Origin of the sequence: Rhizobium sp. NXC24, assembly GCF_002944315.1 — a bacterium.
In the GTDB taxonomy this organism is placed as follows: Bacteria; Pseudomonadota; Alphaproteobacteria; order Rhizobiales; family Rhizobiaceae; genus Rhizobium.
Genome location: NZ_CP024311.1, coordinates 3,747,878 through 3,767,372, shown reverse-complemented (window position 1 = coordinate 3,767,372; position 19,495 = coordinate 3,747,878). Strand labels below are relative to the sequence as shown.

19 protein-coding genes are annotated in these 19,495 nt (G+C 60.6%); all 19 read left to right on the top strand.

Features of this window, described 5'->3' with window-relative positions:
- Nucleotides 1–235: 235 nt before the first annotated feature.
- The 19 genes from sdhC to lpdA all read left to right on the top strand — a co-directional run bounded on the left by sdhC (nucleotide 236) and on the right by lpdA (nucleotide 19,486).
- Nucleotides 236–634, top strand: coding sequence for a succinate dehydrogenase, cytochrome b556 subunit (sdhC, locus tag NXC24_RS18450; protein WP_104824610.1), 399 nt, complete (start codon nucleotides 236–238; stop codon nucleotides 632–634).
- A 64-nt stretch (nucleotides 635–698) separates the two neighbouring features.
- Nucleotides 699–1,079 carry a succinate dehydrogenase, hydrophobic membrane anchor protein gene (sdhD, locus tag NXC24_RS18445; protein WP_104824609.1) on the top strand — a complete coding sequence of 127 codons (381 nt, stop codon included), beginning with the start codon at nucleotides 699–701 and terminating at the stop codon, nucleotides 1,077–1,079.
- 6 nt (nucleotides 1,080–1,085) lie between these two features.
- On the top strand, nucleotides 1,086–2,942 hold the full coding sequence (sdhA, locus tag NXC24_RS18440) for a succinate dehydrogenase flavoprotein subunit (protein ID WP_104824608.1): 1,857 nt from the start codon (nucleotides 1,086–1,088) through the stop codon (nucleotides 2,940–2,942).
- Nucleotides 2,943–3,899, top strand: coding sequence for a hypothetical protein (locus NXC24_RS18435; RefSeq protein ID WP_104824607.1), 957 nt, complete (start codon nucleotides 2,943–2,945; stop codon nucleotides 3,897–3,899).
- Nucleotides 3,892–4,671, top strand: coding sequence for a succinate dehydrogenase iron-sulfur subunit (locus NXC24_RS18430; protein ID WP_104824606.1), 780 nt, complete (start codon nucleotides 3,892–3,894; stop codon nucleotides 4,669–4,671). The genes NXC24_RS18435 and NXC24_RS18430 overlap by 8 nt, the downstream gene beginning before the upstream one ends.
- 390 nt (nucleotides 4,672–5,061) lie before the next feature.
- Entirely contained in the window at nucleotides 5,062–5,580 is a 519-nt protein-coding gene (locus NXC24_RS18425) for a protease inhibitor Inh/omp19 family protein (protein WP_104824605.1), read from the top strand.
- A 61-nt stretch (nucleotides 5,581–5,641) separates the two neighbouring features.
- Nucleotides 5,642–6,805 carry a cell division protein ZapE gene (gene zapE / locus NXC24_RS18420; RefSeq protein WP_104824604.1) on the top strand — a complete coding sequence of 388 codons (1,164 nt, stop codon included), beginning with the start codon at nucleotides 5,642–5,644 and terminating at the stop codon, nucleotides 6,803–6,805.
- Between the two features lie 180 nt (nucleotides 6,806–6,985).
- Nucleotides 6,986–7,948: a malate dehydrogenase gene (mdh, locus tag NXC24_RS18415; protein WP_104824603.1), complete on the top strand. Its 963-nt coding sequence runs from the start codon at nucleotides 6,986–6,988 to the stop codon at nucleotides 7,946–7,948.
- 27 nt (nucleotides 7,949–7,975) lie between these two features.
- Nucleotides 7,976–9,169: an ADP-forming succinate--CoA ligase subunit beta gene (gene sucC / locus NXC24_RS18410; RefSeq protein WP_104824602.1), complete on the top strand. Its 1,194-nt coding sequence runs from the start codon at nucleotides 7,976–7,978 to the stop codon at nucleotides 9,167–9,169.
- A 5-nt stretch (nucleotides 9,170–9,174) separates the two neighbouring features.
- Nucleotides 9,175–9,666, top strand: a complete 492-nt coding sequence (locus tag NXC24_RS18405) for a DUF1579 family protein (protein ID WP_104824601.1) — start codon at nucleotides 9,175–9,177, stop codon at nucleotides 9,664–9,666.
- A gap of 12 nt (nucleotides 9,667–9,678) precedes the next feature.
- Nucleotides 9,679–10,581 carry a succinate--CoA ligase subunit alpha gene (gene sucD, locus NXC24_RS18400; protein ID WP_104824600.1) on the top strand — a complete coding sequence of 301 codons (903 nt, stop codon included), beginning with the start codon at nucleotides 9,679–9,681 and terminating at the stop codon, nucleotides 10,579–10,581.
- 176 nt (nucleotides 10,582–10,757) lie between these two features.
- Nucleotides 10,758–13,742 carry a 2-oxoglutarate dehydrogenase E1 component gene (locus NXC24_RS18395; RefSeq protein WP_104824599.1) on the top strand — a complete coding sequence of 995 codons (2,985 nt, stop codon included), beginning with the start codon at nucleotides 10,758–10,760 and terminating at the stop codon, nucleotides 13,740–13,742.
- A 26-nt stretch (nucleotides 13,743–13,768) separates the two neighbouring features.
- Nucleotides 13,769–14,089, top strand: coding sequence for a YciI family protein (locus NXC24_RS18390; protein ID WP_104824598.1), 321 nt, complete (start codon nucleotides 13,769–13,771; stop codon nucleotides 14,087–14,089).
- A 31-nt stretch (nucleotides 14,090–14,120) separates the two neighbouring features.
- Nucleotides 14,121–15,350: a 2-oxoglutarate dehydrogenase complex dihydrolipoyllysine-residue succinyltransferase gene (gene odhB, locus NXC24_RS18385; protein WP_104824597.1), complete on the top strand. Its 1,230-nt coding sequence runs from the start codon at nucleotides 14,121–14,123 to the stop codon at nucleotides 15,348–15,350.
- A 14-nt stretch (nucleotides 15,351–15,364) separates the two neighbouring features.
- Entirely contained in the window at nucleotides 15,365–16,114 is a 750-nt protein-coding gene (locus NXC24_RS18380) for a DUF4241 domain-containing protein (RefSeq protein WP_104824596.1), read from the top strand.
- A 20-nt stretch (nucleotides 16,115–16,134) separates the two neighbouring features.
- On the top strand, nucleotides 16,135–16,641 hold the full coding sequence (locus tag NXC24_RS18375) for a hypothetical protein (protein WP_104825245.1): 507 nt from the start codon (nucleotides 16,135–16,137) through the stop codon (nucleotides 16,639–16,641).
- On the top strand, nucleotides 16,638–17,393 hold the full coding sequence (locus NXC24_RS18370) for an SDR family oxidoreductase (RefSeq protein ID WP_104824595.1): 756 nt from the start codon (nucleotides 16,638–16,640) through the stop codon (nucleotides 17,391–17,393). The genes NXC24_RS18375 and NXC24_RS18370 overlap by 4 nt, the downstream gene beginning before the upstream one ends.
- Before the next feature lie 18 nt (nucleotides 17,394–17,411).
- Complete coding sequence (locus NXC24_RS18365) at nucleotides 17,412–18,050, top strand: LysE family transporter (protein WP_104824594.1); 639 nt, start codon at nucleotides 17,412–17,414, stop codon at nucleotides 18,048–18,050.
- A 29-nt stretch (nucleotides 18,051–18,079) separates the two neighbouring features.
- Complete coding sequence (gene lpdA, locus NXC24_RS18360) at nucleotides 18,080–19,486, top strand: dihydrolipoyl dehydrogenase (RefSeq protein WP_104824593.1); 1,407 nt, start codon at nucleotides 18,080–18,082, stop codon at nucleotides 19,484–19,486.
- Nucleotides 19,487–19,495: the final 9 nt, after the last annotated feature.

Below are 19,495 nucleotides of genomic sequence, written 5' to 3'. Positions count from 1 at the left end.
TTAGCGGGAAAATCGTGTGGAATGGCCAATCGGAGAATGTCGTTTCTGCGCACTCGCTAAAAGTGTCGGCTGATCCGAATCGATTAAATTCAAGGCAGACAGCAATTGTGCTTGTCGACGTGCCTTTCCGTGATTAATGGTCCAATTGATGCAACGCACACAGGACTTCCCCCAGGCGTGTGTTGCCCCGGAGATATTCCGGGATAGAAGCGTATCGTAACGCCGCGAGGTTCTGATGGCGAACGTCACACAAAACCGGCCCCTGTCGCCGCATCTGCAAGTCTACAAACTTATTCCCACCATGGTCATGTCGATCGTCCACCGCATCACCGGCGGCGCGCTTTATTTCGGCACGCTGCTGGTCGCCTGGTGGCTGATCGCGGCGGCGACCGGCCAGGGCTATTTCGATCTGGTCAACTGGATCATGGGCTCGATCATCGGCCGGCTCGTCCTGCTCGGTTATACCTGGGCGCTGCTGCACCACATGCTCGGCGGTTTCCGCCATTTCGTCTGGGATCTCGGATACGGCTACGACCCCGCTGTCTCGACCAGGATGGCCAAGGCGACGCTCGTCGGCTCGCTCTGTCTTACCGCGCTGGTCTGGATCATCGGCATTATCATCCGGCTGATTTGATTGGCATGACTGTTCTCGAAAGCGCTCGAACGCTTTCGGGATCATGCTTTAAAGGATATTTCTCATGGATATGCGCACTCCCCTGGGCAAAGTCCGCGGTCTCGGTTCCGCTAAGGAAGGCACGGAGCATTTCTGGCGCCAGCGCCTGACCGCCGTCGCCAACGTTCCTCTCATCATTTTCTTCGTCATCTTCCTGATGATCTATGCCGGCGCGCCCTACGCGGAAGTCGTGCACGCGCTGTCGAACCCGATCGTTGCCGTTATTTTCGGCCTGATGGTGATCTCCGGCGTCATCCACATGCGGATAGGCATGCAGGTCATCATCGAGGACTATGTCCATAGCGAGATCAGCAAGATCGTCCTTCTTATGCTCAACACATTCTTCGCGATCATCGTGGCCGGGCTCTGTCTCTTCGCCATTCTGAAGATCGCGTTCGTAGGATAATTACCGATGGCACCGAATTCATCCGCTCAGAATGGGCCCGCTCAGAACGGGAAAGCCTATAAATATGTCGATCACTCCTACGATGTGATCGTTGTCGGCGCCGGCGGCGCTGGCCTGCGCGCCACGCTCGGCATGGCCGAGCAGGGTTTCCGAACCGCCTGCATCACCAAGGTATTCCCGACCCGCTCGCACACGGTCGCAGCCCAGGGCGGTATCGCCGCCTCACTGCAGAACATGACGCCGGATAGCTGGCAGTGGCATCTCTACGACACCGTCAAGGGTTCCGACTGGCTCGGCGACGTCGACGCCATGCAGTATCTCGCCATGGAAGCGCCGAAGGCGGTCTACGAGCTCGAGCACTACGGCGTGCCCTTCTCGCGTAACGAAGAGGGCAAGATCTACCAGCGCCCGTTCGGCGGCCATATGCAGAACTACGGCGAAGGCCCGCCGGTTCAGCGCACCTGCGCCGCTGCCGACCGTACCGGCCACGCTATCCTGCACACGCTTTATGGCCAGTCGCTGCGCAACAACGCTGAATTCTTCATCGAATATTTCGCGCTCGATCTGATCATGTCCGACGATGGCAGCCGCTGCACCGGCGTCGTCGCCTGGTGCCTGGACGATGGAACGATCCATCGCTTCGCCGCCAAGATGGTGGTGCTGGCGACCGGCGGCTACGGCCGCGCCTATTTCTCGGCGACTTCGGCCCATACCTGCACCGGCGACGGCGGCGGCATGGTTGCCCGCGCCGGCTTGCCGCTGCAGGATATGGAATTCGTACAGTTCCATCCGACCGGCATCTATGGTTCCGGCTGTCTGATCACCGAAGGCGCACGCGGCGAAGGCGGGTATCTCGTCAACTCCGAAGGCGAGCGCTTCATGGAGCGCTACGCGCCGTCGGCCAAGGACCTTGCCTCGCGCGACGTCGTTTCGCGCTGCATGACGCTGGAAATCCGCGAAGGCCGCGGCGTCGGCAAGAACAAGGACCACATCTTCCTGCATCTCGACCATCTCGATCCGGCCGTGCTGCATGAGCGCCTGCCGGGTATTTCCGAGAGCGCGCGCATCTTCGCCGGCGTCGATGTCACCCGCGAGCCGATCCCGGTCCTGCCGACCGTTCACTACAATATGGGCGGCATTCCCACGAATTATTGGGGTGAAGTGCTGAATGCCGACAGCAACAATCCGGAGCGTGTTCTGCCGGGCCTGATGGCCGTCGGTGAAGCCGGTTGCGCCTCGGTGCACGGCGCCAATCGCCTCGGCTCCAACTCGCTGATCGACCTTGTGGTCTTCGGCCGCGCCGCCGCCATCCGCGCCGGCCAGGTCATCGACCGCAACAGCCCGGTTCCGCCGGTCAATGTTGCCGCCTGCGACAAGATTATGGAGCGTTTCGACCGCCTGCGCCACGCCAGCGGCTCGACGCCGACGGCGGTGCTGCGCGAAAAGATGCAGCGCGCCATGCAGGAAGACGCCGCCGTGTTCCGCACCCAGGAATCGCTGGAATCCGGCTGCCGCCGCCTTTCGGAGATCTGGAAGGAAATGCCCGATATCAAGGTCACCGACCGTTCGCTGATCTGGAATTCCGACCTTGTCGAGACGCTGGAGCTGCACAACCTGATGGCAAACGCCATCACGACGATCTACGGCGCCGAAGCCCGCAAGGAAAGCCGTGGCTCGCATGCCCGTGAGGACTATACCGAGGGCAAGTTTGCCGGCCGCGACGACGAAAACTGGCGCAAGCATACGCTTGCCTGGGTCAACGAGGCAGGCGACGTGAAGCTCGACTATCGTCCCGTTCACACCGACCTGATCGCCGAAGGCATCGATCCGCACAAGATCGAGCCGAAGGCACGAGTATATTAAGTGTTGTCACTAGACGAAGCTTCGGATGATGACGGAGAGCGAGTCTCGTCAAAACTACGGGCCGCTTTTCCGTTGTCTATGCGAAAGGATTTTGAAGTTCCAGTGAACAGGAGCGCTTATCAAGTTGGCGTTGATAAGCATTATCCGGCTCGTCTCCGTGAGATGATTAGCGCGGCTGTTTTAACATACTCGTTGCAGAATAAATCCGTCGACAACATTTACAGAAAGTATTTCAAAGACAAGCCGTATTCAGAGGATCCTGGAGGTGATGCTCGTCTAGATCGGCTCTATCGTCGGAGCTGCCGAGAGCAAACCACTTGCTTGGATGAGATACTGAAATGGTATCCAAAGTTGCTAACGCGTGAGCCATCTATTGGTGAAGTGATTGGCGATTTAACGTTGATTCGAGTCTTGTATAGCTTTGAACGTGCATTCTCTGAAGCCGATAAAGGTGCGCTGTTTGAAGCGGTAGCGATAGCGCGCATGATTCTTGAGCAAGTCTCCTGGGTTTTTGCTGTGCACGGCCTGGATGACGGCGAGGTGATCAAGAAGACTAAGACGACCAAATCTATAGCGACAACGACGGCTAAATTCCCTCAGGTAGGGCGCTTGTATGGGTGGATGAGTGATCATGCTCACTGGAGCTACGGCGCGCATATGAAAGTAATCGTTGAAGATGATGAGAGCGCGACGAGTGCGCTGCTGGCTTCCTCAGAGTTTAAAGCGATCGCATATGCGATGCTGATCGCGCTGACTTTCTTAGTTTCGGAAATTGTAGCCTCCATACTAGGTAGCTATCTGGCGCTTTCTTCTGCGGAAGAATTTAAAAGTTGGAATGCGACGCGCGGGGCCTTCGATGCAGCCTCGATGATAGACAAAATGTATCATCTATCTGGTGAGGCGCCAGATATTGGATTAATTCTGAACATCGTGAAGGTGGATAGAAAGAATGGTTGAACTCGCTCTCCCCAAGAACTCTCAGATGCGTGAAGGCAAGGTCTGGCCGAAGCCGGCCGGTGCCACGAACACCCGCGAATTCCGTGTCTATCGCTGGAGCCCGGATGACGGCCTGAACCCGAGCATCGACACTTATTACATCGATGTCGACGATTGCGGCCCGATGGTGCTCGACGGTCTGCTCTACATCAAGAACAAGATCGATCCGACGCTGACACTGCGCCGCTCCTGTCGCGAAGGCATTTGCGGCTCGTGCGCGATGAACATCGATGGCACCAATACGCTCGCCTGCACCAAGGGCATGGACGAGATCAAGGGCACGGTGAAAATCTATCCGCTGCCGCATATGCCCGTCGTCAAAGATCTCGTGCCGGATCTGACGAACTTCTACGCCCAGCATCGCTCGATCGAGCCCTGGCTGAAGACGGTGTCGCCGCCGCCGGCGAAGGAGTGGAAGCAGAGCCACGAGGATCGTCTGAAGCTCGACGGCCTTTATGAATGCATCCTCTGCGCCTGCTGCTCGACCTCCTGTCCGAGCTACTGGTGGAACGGCGACCGTTATCTCGGCCCGGCCGTTCTTCTGCAGGCCTATCGCTGGCTGATCGACAGCCGTGACGAAGCAAAGGGCGAGCGTCTTGATAATCTCGAAGATCCGTTCCGCCTCTATCGCTGCCACACGATCATGAACTGCGCCCAGACCTGCCCCAAGGGTCTGAACCCGGCCAAGGCGATCGCCGAAATCAAGAAGATGATGGTCGAGAGGCGGATCTGACCGCCGCCGACCGTTCGTCCCTGTTGCGGCGGGAATAGCCTGACCGCCATGATTACCGCTTCGACCACATCGGGTCGGAGCGGGATCATTCTGTAGGCCGCTCTCGGTGAAGAGGCGGATGCCGCCGCTGCAGCTCACGGAATTTTTATCGGCCTCGCTTGCATGTTGTTCCGATTTCTCCAGCAAACTTCGCTAGAACGCGGACCTGCAGGAACTCGCCGGATGAGGTTTGTCTGGTTAAGCCTTGAAATGACCGGATTCCTGCGGAGCTATGGCCTCCAGCGATTTGTGTCCCGTAGCGACTTGATTAACCAAAGTGAAATACGGTAATTCCAACTTAATTAAGCGCCAGTTTGCAAACCTCGATGGTGGACAATTAGGAGTATGATGATGCAATTGAGATATGCAGCGACGGCTGCGGCGATAGGTCTGTCGCTTGCCGGTTGCCAGCGCACAGCATACAACGACGAATATTCTGCCGCGCCATTGCAGGCTCAACCCGTTCCTTCCGTCCAATCCAGCCAGCTTCCGCCGACCACCGGCGGCGCCTCGCAGTTCCCGGCAGCGCCGACGAATACGCCGAATGCTGCCAATCAGCAGCAACAGCAGGCGATGGCCGCTTCCGCGCAGGACGTGACCAAGGAATCCATGGTCGGTAGCTGGAAGGTCAGCAATGGCGGCGCGAGCTGCGACATGTTCCTGACGCTCACCAATCTCGGCAGCGGTTCGCGCGGCGGCACGCGCGGTTGCGCGGGCGAGTTGACGACGATGGGTTCCTGGGAAGTGTCCGGCAAGCAGGTCATCCTCAAGAATCGTGACGGCAGCCAGATCGGCTCGCTCTACAAGACGGCCGCTTCGCGCTTCGACGGTTCCACGGCATCCGGCCAGCCGCTCAGCCTCAGCCGATAAGCTCTTTTGAAGCGGCTGGGCCGTCCAGCCGCTTCCTCCTTGCACAGGCGGGTATTTCCCCATGCAGCCCATGCCCGACTATTCCATCAGCGTCGTCGAACATCTAAAGACGCTGACGGCTTCCGGATCGCTTCAGGTGGATTCGGCGCAGATGGATGTCGCAAAATCCCTCGATCGCGTGCTTGCCGATCTCAAGCGGAAGCGACCGGCGACCAAATCGAGCGCGCTTGGCTGGATGTTTGCCGCGCGCAAGAGGCCGACGGGGATCGTTCGTGGCCTCTACATCCATGGCAGTGTCGGGCGCGGCAAGACCATGCTGATGGACATGTTCTTCAACATGGCGCCCTGCAGCAAGAAACGTCGGGCACATTTCCATGAGTTCATGGCGGATGTGCACAACCGCATCGCTGCTCACCGGCTGAAGTTCAAGAATGGCGAGACCAAGCAGGCCGATCCGGTACCGCCGGTCGCAGCCGACCTTTATGGTCAGGCGGAGCTGCTTTGCTTCGATGAATTCACCGTGACCGACATTGCCGATGCGATGATCCTGTCGCGGCTGTTTTCCGAATTGTTTTCGCTCGGCTGCGTCTTGGTTGCCACATCGAATGTCGAGCCGGACAATCTCTATCGCGATGGCCTCAATCGCGGCCTGTTCCTGCCTTTCATCGATCTTTTGAAACGCCATGTCGATGTCGTCACGCTGGACTCGCCAACGGATTACCGCATGGAGAAGCTGAATAGCCAGCCGGTCTATCTGACCCCGATCAACGATCGCACCGATATGGCAATGGATGCGTCGTGGGTGCAGGTGCTGCACGGACGCAAGGCACAGCCGTCAGACATTCCGATGAAGGGGCGTTCCATCCATGTGCCGCTCGCCGTCGATCGCGCGGCGCGCTTCTCGTTCGCCGATCTCTGTGAAGCGCCGCTGGGCGCAGCCGATTTCCTGGCCATCGCCAATCGGTTCGACACGATATTTCTCGACCGCGTTCCGAAGCTCGGGCCGGAAAAGCGCAACCAGACCAAGCGCTTCATCATTCTCATCGACACGCTTTACGATCATGCCATCCGGCTTTACGTTTCGGCCGAGGCGATGCCGGAGGAGCTTCTGATCGAAAAACGCGGCACGGAAGGCTTCGAGTTCGACCGCACCGCATCGCGGCTTTTCGAAATGCGCAGCACGGAATATCTTGCCCAGACTCAGGCAAAACGCGCCGCCGAGTAACGTTTTGGTGACAAAATGTCTTACGTTTACGTAAGACATTTTCGATCTAACCGATTGAAATACCTGATCCAAAAATAATCAATTGCCAATTTCGACCTTTGGGTCTATGCGATTGGCGGCAATGGTGGATGCCTTGCAAGGTGTCCCGCCACGGATTTTGATCGCAAAGGATACACCGAAATGGCGCGCAACAAGATCGCACTTATTGGTTCTGGCATGATTGGTGGCACGCTGGCGCATCTCGCCGGCCTGAAAGAACTGGGCGACATCGTCCTGTTCGACATCGCGGACGGCATTCCCCAGGGCAAGGGTCTCGACATCGCCCAGTCTTCTCCTGTCGAAGGCTTCGACGCCAACCTCACCGGCGCCAGCGACTATTCCGCGATCGAAGGCGCTGACGTCTGCATCGTCACCGCCGGCGTTCCCCGCAAGCCGGGCATGAGCCGCGACGATCTTCTCGGCATCAACCTCAAGGTCATGGAACAGGTCGGCGCCGGCATCAAGAAATATGCCCCGGACGCTTTCGTGATCTGCATCACCAATCCGCTTGACGCCATGGTCTGGGCTCTGCAGAAGTTCTCGGGCCTGCCGACCAACAAGGTCGTCGGCATGGCTGGCGTGCTCGACTCGTCGCGCTTCCGCCTCTTCCTCTCCCAGGAATTCAACGTCTCCGTCGAAGACGTCACCGCTTTCGTTCTCGGCGGACACGGCGACTCGATGGTGCCGCTCGCCCGTTACTCCACCGTTGCCGGCATTCCGCTGACCGACCTCGTCACCATGGGCTGGGTCACCAAGGAACGCCTCGAAGAAATCATCCAGCGCACCCGTGACGGCGGCGCCGAGATCGTTGGCCTCCTGAAGACCGGCTCGGCCTACTACGCTCCGGCTGCTTCCGCCATCGCGATGGCCGAATCCTACCTCAAGGACAAGAAGCGCGTCCTGCCTTGCGCTGCCTACCTCTCCGGCCAGTACGGCGTGAAGGACATGTATGTCGGCGTTCCCACCGTCATCGGTGCCGGCGGCATCGAGCGCGTGATCGAGATCGACCTGAACAAGGCCGAAAAAGAAGCCTTCGACAAGTCTGTCGCAGCCGTTGCCGGCCTCTGCGAAGCCTGCGCCGTCATCGCGCCGTCGCTGAAGTAATTTCCGCGTTCCAATAGGGATAAATCCATGAACATTCATGAATATCAGGCCAAGGCTCTGCTGAAGACCTATGGCGCACCCGTCGCGGACGGCGTTGCCATTTTCTCCGCCGATGAAGCCGAAGCCGCCGCAAAGCAGCTTCCGGGCCCGCTTTATGTCGTCAAGAGCCAGATCCATGCCGGCGGTCGCGGTAAGGGCAAGTTCAAGGAACTCGGCCCCGACGCCAAGGGCGGTGTTCGCCTCGCCAAGTCGATCGAGGACGTCGTTGCCAATGCCAAGGAAATGCTCGGCCACACGCTGGTGACCAAGCAGACCGGCCCGGCCGGCAAGCAGGTCAACCGCCTCTACATCGAAGACGGCGCCGATATCGACCGCGAACTGTATCTCTCGATCCTGGTCGACCGCTCGGTCGGCAAGGTTGCCTTCGTCGTTTCGACCGAAGGCGGCATGGACATCGAAACCGTTGCACACGACACGCCGGAAAAGATCATCACCGTCGCCATCGACCCGTCGACCGGCGTTACGGCTGCCAACTCGGCTGCCCTGTCCGACGCGCTGAAGCTCGAAGGCGCTGCCCGTGAAGACGCTGCCAAGCTCTTCCCGATCCTCTACAAGGCCTTCGTCGAAAAGGACATGGCCCTGCTCGAAGTCAACCCGCTGATCGTCATGACCAACGGCAATCTGCGCGTCCTCGACGCCAAGGTATCCTTCGACGGCAATGCGCTGTTCCGCCACGAGGACATCGTTGCGCTTCGCGACACGACCGAAGAGGACGCCAAGGAAATCGAAGCGCACAAGTATGACCTCGCCTATGTCGCCCTCGACGGCAACATCGGCTGCATGGTCAACGGCGCCGGCCTTGCCATGGCGACCATGGACATCATCAAGCTCTACGGCGCAGAGCCGGCGAACTTCCTCGATGTCGGCGGCGGCGCTACCAAGGAAAAGGTCACCGCGGCCTTCAAGATCATCACCGCCGACCCGGCTGTCGAAGGCATCCTCGTCAACATCTTCGGCGGCATCATGAAGTGCGATGTCATCGCCGATGGCGTGCTCGCAGCCGTCAAGGAAGTCGGTCTGAAGGTTCCGCTCGTCGTTCGCCTCGAAGGCACGAATGTCGAGCTCGGCAAAAAGATCATCAACGAATCCGGTCTCAACGTCATCTCCGCTGATGACCTGGACGATGCCGCCCAGAAGATCGTGAAGGCAGTCAAGGGCTGATCGGGATGGCTGCTTCCTTCGCTCCAACGGCTGCTCATCTTCGCCTCGGTGCCTTCGCCGGCATCTGGGAAGGGGAAGAGCATGTCGCGGCCTCGGCCTGGACGAAGGAAGGAAAGGCAACCGCGCAGCTCACGGCCGAGTGTCTGTTCGGCGGATTTTTCGTCGAACAGCGCTACGTGCAGACACGGGACGGCAGCACATCGTTCGAAGCCCGGAACATTCTCGGCTTCGACGCTGCGGATCAGGCCTACAAGCTCTATCAGTTCGATACGGTCGGCTTCGTGCCCGCCGCGCCGGCTTCCGGCGAGTGGATCGACGACAAGCTTGTCCTGACCAAGGTCTCGCCGCGCGGTCAACAACGCACTCTCTTCCAGTTCGAAAATGAAGACTGCTACCGCATGGGCGTCACTTTCTCGCCCGCCGGCAGCGATACATGGCAGGAGGTCGTCAGCGGCATCTATCGTCGCGTCGCCTCCGCGTCTTCCAACCTCTCGTAACAAAGGCCTCGCATGTCTATTCTCATCAACAAAGACACCAAGGTCCTGGTTCAGGGCCTGACCGGCAAGACCGGTACTTTCCACACTGAACAGGCGCTTGCCTATCACGGCACGAAGATGGTCGGCGGTATCCACCCTTCCAAGGGCGGTGAAACCTGGGCCGGCAAGGACGGCGAAAAGCTGCCGATCTTCAAGTCCGTCGCCGAAGGCAAGGAAGCAACCGGCGCCAACGCTTCGGTCATCTACGTGCCGCCGGCTGGCGCTGCGGCCGCGATCCTCGAAGCGATCGAAGCCGAGATCCCGCTGATCGTCTGCATCACGGAAGGCATTCCGGTCGCCGACATGGTCAAGGTCAAGGACCGTCTCATCAAGTCGAAGTCGCGCCTGATCGGGCCGAACTGCCCCGGCGTCCTGACCCCGAACGAATGCAAGATCGGCATCATGCCGGGCTCCATCTTCAAGAAGGGCTCGGTCGGCGTTCTCTCGCGTTCCGGCACGCTGACCTACGAAGCCGTGTTCCAGACCACCAATGAAGGCCTCGGCCAGACGACGGCTGTCGGCATCGGCGGCGACCCGGTCAAGGGCACCGAATTCATCGACGTCCTGGAAATGTTCCTCGCCGACGACGAAACCAAGTCGATCATCATGATCGGCGAAATCGGCGGCTCGGCGGAAGAAGACGCCGCGCAGTTCCTCAAGGACGAAGCCAAGAAGGGCCGCAAGAAGCCGATGGTCGGCTTCATCGCCGGCCGCACGGCACCTCCCGGCCGCACGATGGGCCATGCCGGCGCCGTAATTTCTGGCGGCAAGGGCGGCGCGGAAGACAAGATCGCAGCGATGGAATCGGCAGGCATCCGCGTGTCGCCGTCGCCGGCGCGTCTCGGCAAGACGCTGGTAGAAGTCCTGAAGGGCTGATCCTACCTATTGCAAGACCCGGACGGGAAGCGGCAGTCGCCAGCCCGTCCGGCCTTCGAATTCGTAAAAGCAGATACGTGATCCCAAGGGATCGCGGACGAAATATGGTCGCCGGATTTCCATAAGCCGGCAAAGCAAACAAGTCGGGAGGCGGACGAGAGCGTCCGCATATCACCATGGCAAGGCAAGAAGCCAACGAGCAATTTCAGATCACCTCGTTCCTGGACGGCGCCAACGCTGCTTATATCGAGCAGCTTTATGCGCGCTTCGAGGAAGACCCATCGTCGGTCTCCGACGAATGGCGGTCGTTCTTCAAGGCACTGGAAGACAGTCCTGACGATGTGAAGAAGGCGGCCAAGGGCGCCTCCTGGCAGCGCAAGAACTGGCCGATCCAGGCAAACGGCGAGCTCGTCTCCGCGCTCGACGGCAACTGGGGCATCGTCGAGAAGGCGATCGAGACCAAGGTGAAGGCCAAGGCCGAAGCCGCAGGTAAGCCGACGGACACCGCCGACATTCTGCAGGCGACGCGCGATTCTGTCCGCGCCATCATGATGATCCGCGCCTATCGCATGCGCGGCCACCTGCACGCCAAGCTCGACCCGCTGGGTATCGCCGCTGCGGTCGAAGACTACAAGGAGCTGTCGCCGGAAGCCTATGGCTTCACCGAGGCCGACCTCGACCGCAAGATCTTCATCGATAACGTGCTCGGCCTCGAATATGCGAGCGTGCGCGAGATGATGGAAATCCTCGAGCGCACCTACTGCTCGACGCTCGGCGTCGAATTCATGCATATCTCCAATCCGGAGGAGAAGGCCTGGATTCAGGAACGCATCGAGGGCGTCGACAAGGGCATCGCCTTCAGCGCGGAGCGCAAGAAGGCGATCCTGCAGAAAGTGATCGAATCCGAGGGCTACGAGCAGTTCCTTGACGTCAAGTTCAAGGGCACGAAGCGTTTCGGCCTCGATGGCGGCGAATCGCTCATCCCGGCACTGGAGCAGATTCTGAAGAGCGGCAGCCAGCTCGGCCTCAAGGAAGCCGTGTTCGGCATGGCCCATCGCGGCCGTCTCAACGTGCTTTCCCAGGTCATGGGCAAGCCGCACCGCGCCATCTTCCATGAGTTCAAGGGCGGCTCCTACGCGCCGGACGAGGTCGAAGGCTCGGGCGACGTCAAGTACCATCTCGGCGCCTCTTCGGACCGCGATTTCGACGGCACCAAGGTGCACGTTTCGCTGACAGCCAACCCGTCGCATCTGGAAATCGTCAATCCGGTCGTCATGGGCAAGGTCCGCGCCAAGCAGGATATGAGCGCCACTCTCTGGGACGGCGATATCATTCCGCTCTCCGAACGCGCCAAGGTCGTGCCGTTGCTGATCCACGGCGACGCGGCTTTCGCCGGTCAGGGCGTCGTGGCTGAAATCCTCGGGCTTTCCGGTCTGCGCGGCCACCGCGTCGCCGGCACGATGCACGTCATCATCAACAACCAGATCGGCTTCACCACCAATCCGGCCTTCTCGCGTTCGTCGCCCTATCCGTCCGACGTTGCCAAGATGATCGAAGCGCCGATCTTCCACGTCAACGGCGATGATCCGGAAGCGGTGGTCTATGCGGCGAAGATCGCGACCGAATTCCGCATGAAGTTCCACAAGCCTGTTGTGGTCGACCTGTTCTGCTATCGCCGCTACGGCCACAATGAAGGCGACGAGCCGTCCTTCACGCAGCCGAAGATGTACAAGGTCATTCGCGCCCACAAGACGGTGCTGCAGCTCTATTCCGAGCGGCTGGTTGCCGAAGGCGTGCTGAGCGAAGGCGAAGTCGAGAAGATGAAGGCCGACTGGCGCGCCCATCTCGAACAGGAGTTCGAGGCCGGCCAGTCCTACAAGCCGAACAAGGCCGACTGGCTGGACGGCGAATGGTCGGGCCTGCATACGGCCGACAATGCAGACGAGCAGCGTCGCGGCAAGACTGCGGTGCCGATGAAGACGCTGAAGGATATCGGCCGCAAGCTGTCGGAAATTCCGGCCGGCTTTCATGCGCACCGAACCATCCAGCGCTTCATGGAAAACCGTGCTGGCATGGTCCAGACAGGCGAAGGCATCGACTGGGCAATGGCGGAAGCGCTCGCTTTCGGCTCGCTCGTGGTCGAAGGCCACAAGATCCGTCTGTCCGGTCAGGATTGCGAGCGCGGCACGTTCTCGCAGCGTCATTCGGTTCTCTACGATCAGGAAACCGAAGATCGCTACATCCCGCTCGCCAACCTGTCGCCGACCCAGGCCCGCTACGAAGTCATCAACTCGATGCTGTCGGAAGAGGCGGTTCTCGGCTTCGAATACGGCTATTCGCTGGCCCGTCCGAATGCGCTGACGCTGTGGGAAGCGCAGTTCGGCGACTTCGCCAACGGTGCGCAGGTCGTGTTCGACCAGTTCATCTCGTCGGGCGAACGCAAGTGGCTGCGCATGTCCGGCCTCGTCTGCCTGCTGCCGCATGGCTATGAAGGTCAGGGTCCGGAACACTCTTCGGCCCGCCTGGAACGCTATCTGCAGCTCTGTGCCGAAGACAACATGCAGGTCGCCAACGTCACGACGCCGGCGAACTACTTCCATATCCTGCGTCGCCAGTTGAAGCGTGACTTCCGCAAGCCGCTGATCCTGATGACGCCAAAGTCGCTGCTGCGCCATAAGCGTGCGGTATCGGGCCTAGCGGAGATGGCGGGGGAAACCTCCTTCCATCGCCTGCTCTGGGACGATGCGGAAGTGATCAAGGACGGCCCGATCAAGCTGCAGAAGGACGCCAAGATTCGTCGCGTCGTCATCTGCTCGGGCAAGGTCTATTACGACCTGCTGGAAGAGCGCGAGAAGCGCGGCATCGACGATATCTACCTGCTGCGTATCGAACAGCTCTATCCGTTCCCGGCCAAGGCGCTCATCAACGAGCTCAGCCGCTTCCGCAATGCGGAGATGGTCTGGTGCCAGGAAGAGCCGAAGAACATGGGCGCATGGTCCTTCATCGATCCGTATCTGGAATGGGTGCTTGCCCATATCGACGCCAAGTACCAGCGGGTTCGCTACACCGGCCGTCCGGCCGCCGCCTCGCCGGCGACGGGCCTGATGTCCAAGCATCTGGCGCAGCTCGCTGCATTCCTTGAGGATGCGCTCGGCGGTTAAGGCATGAGCCGGAAAGGGGGTGCGCGATGGCCTATTTTCATCTGAAACTTGTGCCGCCGCGCCCCAGCTTCCCGCATGACGCCACAGGGGAGGAGATGGCCGCCATGCAGAAACACGCCGCTTATTGGCGCGATCATGCAAGTGCCGGAACGGCTGTTATCGTCGGTCCGGTTTTCGCGGCCGATGGTGCTTTCGGCATGGCTGTCCTCGACGTGGAAGACGCCGATGCCGCCAAGGCGCTTGGCGATGCCGATCCCGTCCTTCTCGCCGGGCTCGGTTTCCGCATCGAAATCTCGCCGATGCCCTCGATCATTCTCCGGCCGTCCGTCGCCGGTAATTCTATCTAAGTCATAACGACGAAAAATCAGGATCTGAACAATGGCCACTGAAATCCGCGTTCCTACCCTCGGCGAATCCGTCAGCGAAGCGACCGTCGGTACTTGGTTCAAGAAGGTCGGCGATGCCATCAAGGCTGATGAGCCGCTTCTCGAACTCGAAACCGACAAGGTGACGATCGAAGTCCCTGCGCCTTCGGCCGGCACGCTTTCCGAAATCGTTGCCCAGGCCGGCGAAACCGTAGGCCTCGGCGCGCTGCTCGGCCAGATCTCCGCCGGCAACGGTGCTGCGGTTGCTCCGGCCCAGGCTGCCGCACCGACCGCTGCTGCCGCGCCCGCTCCGGTCGCCGCTGCTCCAGTCGCCGCACCGGCTTCCGCCATGCCGGCGGCTCCGGCCGCCGCCAAGCTGCTCGCCGAAAACAATCTTTCCGCCGATCAGGTCGATGGCAGCGGCAAGCGCGGCCAGGTCCTGAAGGGTGATGTCATCGCCGCCGTCGCCAAGGCTGCCTCGGCGCCTGCCGCCGCACCGGCTGCTCCGGTTGCCGCCCGAGCCCCGACCACCGTCGAAGATGCCGGCCGCGAAGAGCGCGTGAAGATGACGCGCCTGCGCCAGACGATCGCCAAGCGCCTTAAGGATGCGCAGAACACCGCCGCCATGCTCACCACCTATAACGAGGTGGACATGAAGGCCGTCATGGACCTGCGCAACAGGTACAAGGACATCTTCGAGAAGAAGCATGGCGTGAAGCTCGGCTTCATGGGCTTCTTCACCAAGGCAGTCACGCATGCGCTGAAGGAACTCCCGGCCGTCAACGCCGAGATCGACGGCACCGACATCATCTACAAGAACTACTGCCACATCGGCGTTGCCGTCGGCACGGACAAGGGCCTCGTGGTTCCGATCGTGCGTGATGCCGACCAGATGTCGATCGCCGGCATCGAGAAGGAAATCGGCCGCCTCGGCAAGGCAGCCCGTGACGGCCAGCTCTCCATGGCCGACATGCAGGGCGGTACCTTCACCATCTCCAACGGCGGCGTCTACGGCTCGCTGATGTCCTCGCCGATCCTGAATGCGCCGCAGTCGGGCATTCTCGGCATGCACAAGATCCAGGAGCGTCCGGTCGCCATCGGCGGCCAGGTCGTCATCCGCCCGATGATGTATCTGGCGCTCTCCTACGATCACCGCATCGTCGACGGCAAGGAAGCGGTTACCTTCCTCGTGCGCGTCAAGGAAAGCCTGGAAGATCCGGAACGTCTGGTTCTCGATCTCTAAGGGAGCGCTGGCTCATGTCGAAATGGCCCATGCGGACGATGCGCGGACTCTTGTGCGCCGTCGCCGCGTGGATGCCATTTTCCGCCGCCGCGGATGATTTCGACGTTGCCAAGCTCAGCAGCAATCTCGATCTGGCGTCGCTGAGCGACGCCGATCTCGCCGCCCGGTCGATCACTGTCTTTCACATGGGCGATGTCGAATTGACGTCCGGCCGCATCGTCGCCAGCGATCCTCTGGTCGGGCCGGATCGTCCCGCCTTCGTCAGGATCGTTGCGCCGGGCAACTATCCCGTGTCCATCTACAAGGCCTTCGGCCGCGTTGCCGCGGCCGGCCTGCGCTTTGCCGATGGCAAGCCGGCGCGCTGGGAGCTGGCGCTCATTCCCGGCCAGGATATCAAGTCGCTGAAGAACGACGAGTTCTTCGGCTATCCGGTCGATGCCGGTCTTGGCTGCTATATGGATGCGGAAACATACGCCCTGATCCAGGAACGGGAGCAGCAGGTCCGCACCCAGAAGTCCGCCACCGACATCAATTACTACGATGATGTGCTCGCTCCCGAGATCGAGGCGAATGACGACAAATATGTCATGCATCGGCCGGTGACCGGCAAGCGCGGCAATGTCGCGGTGTTCTGGAGCGGATGGGGCGATGGTTTCTACCCGGTGTTCTGGGGCCTCGATGCGAAGGATCGCCCGCTTGTCCTCTTTACGGATTTCGGGGTGACAGAAAATGCAGACGGTCGGCACGAACCAGGGGGAGGGTGATCATGCTGGCGAACCGAGGGATGGCACGACTAGGCCCCGTGCACTGGGCAATGATGGCGTTTGCGGCCATTCCGGTGCCGGCGCTTGCGGATGAATGCGTACAGGAAAAGGCTGTTTATGGCGACATGGACGATGCCTACGAGCTGCGTTTCGAACCGGTCGATTCCGACGCGGCAGCCACCAGCAACAAATTCAAATTCTCTGTGCGGAACACGCCGATCGTGGCGGATGGCGTGGTGATGCGCTCGGATGATCAACTGCGCGCCAACGGCCTGATCATGTTCAACTGCCCGGAAGGCGATGTGACCGGCGCCGATCTCCGCGCCTGCACTGTTTGGCAGGGCATGATCTACGCCTCTGACCTGAAGGGCAATATCGGTGTCTTGCCGGCGGAGGGCGCAGGCGCCGCGGCGCGGCTGTTCCTGCCGGCGCTCGGACCTTCGATCCGTGAATCCTCCATCTGGGGCAAAGGCAAAGCGACCGTCGCCCCCTGGGATGTCCTGACCTTGAAAGGATGCGGCGAATGACTGGCAAATCCCCTGTTCTTCTCGTCACCGGCGGCAGCCGCGGCATCGGGGCGGCAGTGTCGATTGCGGCTGCCCGGCAAGGCTGGGCCGTGGCCGTCAATTACGCTTCGAACAAGGCGGCTGCTGAGGCGGTCGTCACCGCGATTAGGGATGCCGGCGGCGAGGCGATTGCGGTCGCCGGCGATGTCGGCTCGCCCGAGGATATCAGGTCCATTTTCTCCACCGTCGACCAGCATTTCGGTCGGTTGGACGGTCTCGTCAACAATGCCGGCATCGTCGATCGCGTGCAGCGTCTGGACGAGATGACGCCGGAGCGCCTCGACCGGATGTTTCGCATCAACATCACCGGCTCGATGCTGGCCGCCGCGGAAGCCGTTCGCCGCATGTCCACTCGCCATGGCGGCAAGGGCGGCGCGATCGTCAACCTCTCCTCCGTGGCAGCCACCCTTGGTGGCGGTGGGCAATATGTCGATTATGCGGCTTCCAAGGGCGCGATCGATACGTTCACGCTCGGCCTGGCGCGCGAGGTGGCGGCCGAGGGCATAAGGGTCAATGCGGTGCGGCCGGGCATTATCGATACGGAAATCCACGCGGCGGCAGGCCTGCCAGACCGTGCGCGCGAGATCGCTCCGCAACTGCCGATGAAGAGGGCGGGGACCGCGGAAGAGGTGGCGGACGCCATCCTCTACCTGTTGGGAGCCCAGGCATCCTATATAACGGGCGCCGTCCTCGATGTGAGCGGCGGCCGCTGATCGGAAAGGGCAGAAATCATGCAATATGTCTTGGAATTCCTCGGCCTGATGGCGGTGTTTTCGATTTTCATCGTCGCACCGGGCGCTGACTTCGCCGTCATCCTGCGCCAGAGCATCGTGCATGGCCGCCGCGCGGCCGTCATGACCGGCCTCGGCATGGGCTTCTCTCTGCTTTTCCACGTCAGCTATACCATTCTCGGCCTCGGTCTCATCGTCTCGCAATCGCTGATGCTCTTCAGCCTGATCAAATGGGCCGGCGTCCTTTATCTCGTCTATCTCGGCATCAAGTCTTTCCGGGAGCCCGGCTTCAAGGTGAAGGAGATCGAGATCGGCGAGGAGGATCGCAAGCCGGTTTCCATCTGGCGCTGCCTGGCAACGGGTTTCATCACCAATGCGCTCAATCCGAAGCCGGTGCTGTTTTTCCTGTCGCTGTTTTCGACGCTCGTGCATCACGACACGCCGGCGCTCATTCAGTTTTCCTATGGCATAGGCATGGCGACGGCGCTTGTCGCCTGGTTTGCCGGCGTCTCCGTCTTCTTCACCGTCAAGCCGGTCCGCGATCGCTTCATCGCCGGCGGCAAATGGTTCAACCGCATCACTGGAGCGGCACTTGTCGGCTTCGGTATCCGCCTCGCATTGGCGCGGGCGACCGACTAACAGAGATACAAAACAAGGAAATTAAAACCATGTCCTACGATGTGATCATTATCGGAACCGGCCCCGGCGGCTATGTCTGCGCTATCAAGGCGGCGCAGCTCGGCCTCAAGGTGGCAGTCATCGAAAAGCGCGCCACGTTCGGCGGCACCTGCCTCAACATCGGCTGCATCCCGTCCAAGGCGCTGCTGCATGCCTCCGAAATGTTCCATCATGCCGGCCATGGCATGGACGCGCTCGGCGTCGAAGTCGCAGCACCGACGCTCAATCTTTCGAAGATGATGGCGCACAAGGATGCGACGGTGAAGGCGAACACCGACGGCGTCGCTTTCCTCTTCAAGAAGAACAAGATCGATACCTTCCAGGGCACCGGCAAGATCGTCGCTACCGGCAAGGTTTCCGTCACGGCCGAGGATGGCAAGGTGACCGAGATCGAGGGCAAGAACATCGTTATCGCCACCGGCTCCGACGTTGCCGGCATTCCGGGCGTGTCGCTCGAAATCGATGAGAAGGTGATCATTTCGTCCACCGGCGGCATCGCGCTCGACAAGGTGCCGGCCAACATGATCGTCGTCGGCGGCGGTGTCATCGGCCTCGAGCTCGGCTCGGTCTGGTCGCGCCTCGGCGCCAAGGTCACGGTCGTCGAATATCTCGACACCATTCTCGGCGGCATGGACGGCGAAGTCTCCAAGCAGTTCCAGCGCATGCTGGCCAAACAGGGCATCGACTTCCATCTCAGCGCCAAGGTCACCGGCGTCGAAAAGGTCGGCGACGGCGCCAAGGTCACCTTTGAGCCGGTCAAGGGCGGCGACAAGGTGGTGCTCGATGCCGATGTCGTGCTGGTGTCGACCGGCCGCAAGCCCTACACGGCCGGTCTCGGCCTGGAAGAGGCAGGCGTTGCCCTCGATGTCAGGGGCCGCGTCGAAATCGATGGCCATTTCAAGACCAATGTTCCTGGCATCTATGCCATCGGCGACGTGGTGAAGGGCCCGATGCTGGCGCACAAGGCGGAAGACGAGGGCGTGGCGCTTGCCGAAATCCTCGCCGGTCAGGCTGGCCATGTGAATTACGATGTCATTCCGAGCGTGGTCTACACGCAGCCCGAAGTCGCCTCCGTCGGCAAGACCGAGGAAGAGCTGAAGGCCGCGGGCATCGCCTACAAGGTCGGCAAATTCCCCTTCACCGCCAATGGCCGCGCCCGCGCCATGCTGGCGACGGACGGTTTCGTCAAGATCCTGGCGGACAAAGAGACTGACCGCGTTCTCGGCGGCCACATCGTCGGCTTCGGCGCTGGCGAGATGATCCACGAGATTGCCGTGCTGATGGAATTCGGCGGCTCGTCGGAAGATCTCGGCCGCACCTGCCATGCGCATCCGACCATGTCGGAAGCCGTAAAGGAAGCCGCGCTCGCGACCTTCTTCAAGCCGATCCATATGTAAATTATAGAG

Bases quoted from the DNA above. Each gene is read 5' to 3' on its own strand.
- sdhC (WP_104824610.1), top strand. From the start codon at position 236: ATGGCGAACGTCACACAAAACCGGCCCCTGTCGCCGCATCTGCAAGTC.
- sdhD (WP_104824609.1), top strand. From the start codon at position 699: ATGGATATGCGCACTCCCCTGGGCAAAGTCCGCGGTCTCGGTTCCGCT.
- sdhA (WP_104824608.1), top strand. From the start codon at position 1,086: ATGGCACCGAATTCATCCGCTCAGAATGGGCCCGCTCAGAACGGGAAA.
- NXC24_RS18430 (WP_104824606.1), top strand. From the start codon at position 3,892: ATGGTTGAACTCGCTCTCCCCAAGAACTCTCAGATGCGTGAAGGCAAG.
- NXC24_RS18425 (WP_104824605.1), top strand. From the start codon at position 5,062: ATGCAATTGAGATATGCAGCGACGGCTGCGGCGATAGGTCTGTCGCTT.
- zapE (WP_104824604.1), top strand. From the start codon at position 5,642: ATGCAGCCCATGCCCGACTATTCCATCAGCGTCGTCGAACATCTAAAG.
- mdh (WP_104824603.1), top strand. From the start codon at position 6,986: ATGGCGCGCAACAAGATCGCACTTATTGGTTCTGGCATGATTGGTGGC.
- sucC (WP_104824602.1), top strand. From the start codon at position 7,976: ATGAACATTCATGAATATCAGGCCAAGGCTCTGCTGAAGACCTATGGC.
- NXC24_RS18405 (WP_104824601.1), top strand. From the start codon at position 9,175: ATGGCTGCTTCCTTCGCTCCAACGGCTGCTCATCTTCGCCTCGGTGCC.
- sucD (WP_104824600.1), top strand. From the start codon at position 9,679: ATGTCTATTCTCATCAACAAAGACACCAAGGTCCTGGTTCAGGGCCTG.
- NXC24_RS18395 (WP_104824599.1), top strand. From the start codon at position 10,758: ATGGCAAGGCAAGAAGCCAACGAGCAATTTCAGATCACCTCGTTCCTG.
- NXC24_RS18390 (WP_104824598.1), top strand. From the start codon at position 13,769: ATGGCCTATTTTCATCTGAAACTTGTGCCGCCGCGCCCCAGCTTCCCG.
- odhB (WP_104824597.1), top strand. From the start codon at position 14,121: ATGGCCACTGAAATCCGCGTTCCTACCCTCGGCGAATCCGTCAGCGAA.
- NXC24_RS18380 (WP_104824596.1), top strand. From the start codon at position 15,365: ATGTCGAAATGGCCCATGCGGACGATGCGCGGACTCTTGTGCGCCGTC.
- NXC24_RS18375 (WP_104825245.1), top strand. From the start codon at position 16,135: ATGGCACGACTAGGCCCCGTGCACTGGGCAATGATGGCGTTTGCGGCC.
- NXC24_RS18370 (WP_104824595.1), top strand. From the start codon at position 16,638: ATGACTGGCAAATCCCCTGTTCTTCTCGTCACCGGCGGCAGCCGCGGC.
- NXC24_RS18365 (WP_104824594.1), top strand. From the start codon at position 17,412: ATGCAATATGTCTTGGAATTCCTCGGCCTGATGGCGGTGTTTTCGATT.
- lpdA (WP_104824593.1), top strand. From the start codon at position 18,080: ATGTCCTACGATGTGATCATTATCGGAACCGGCCCCGGCGGCTATGTC.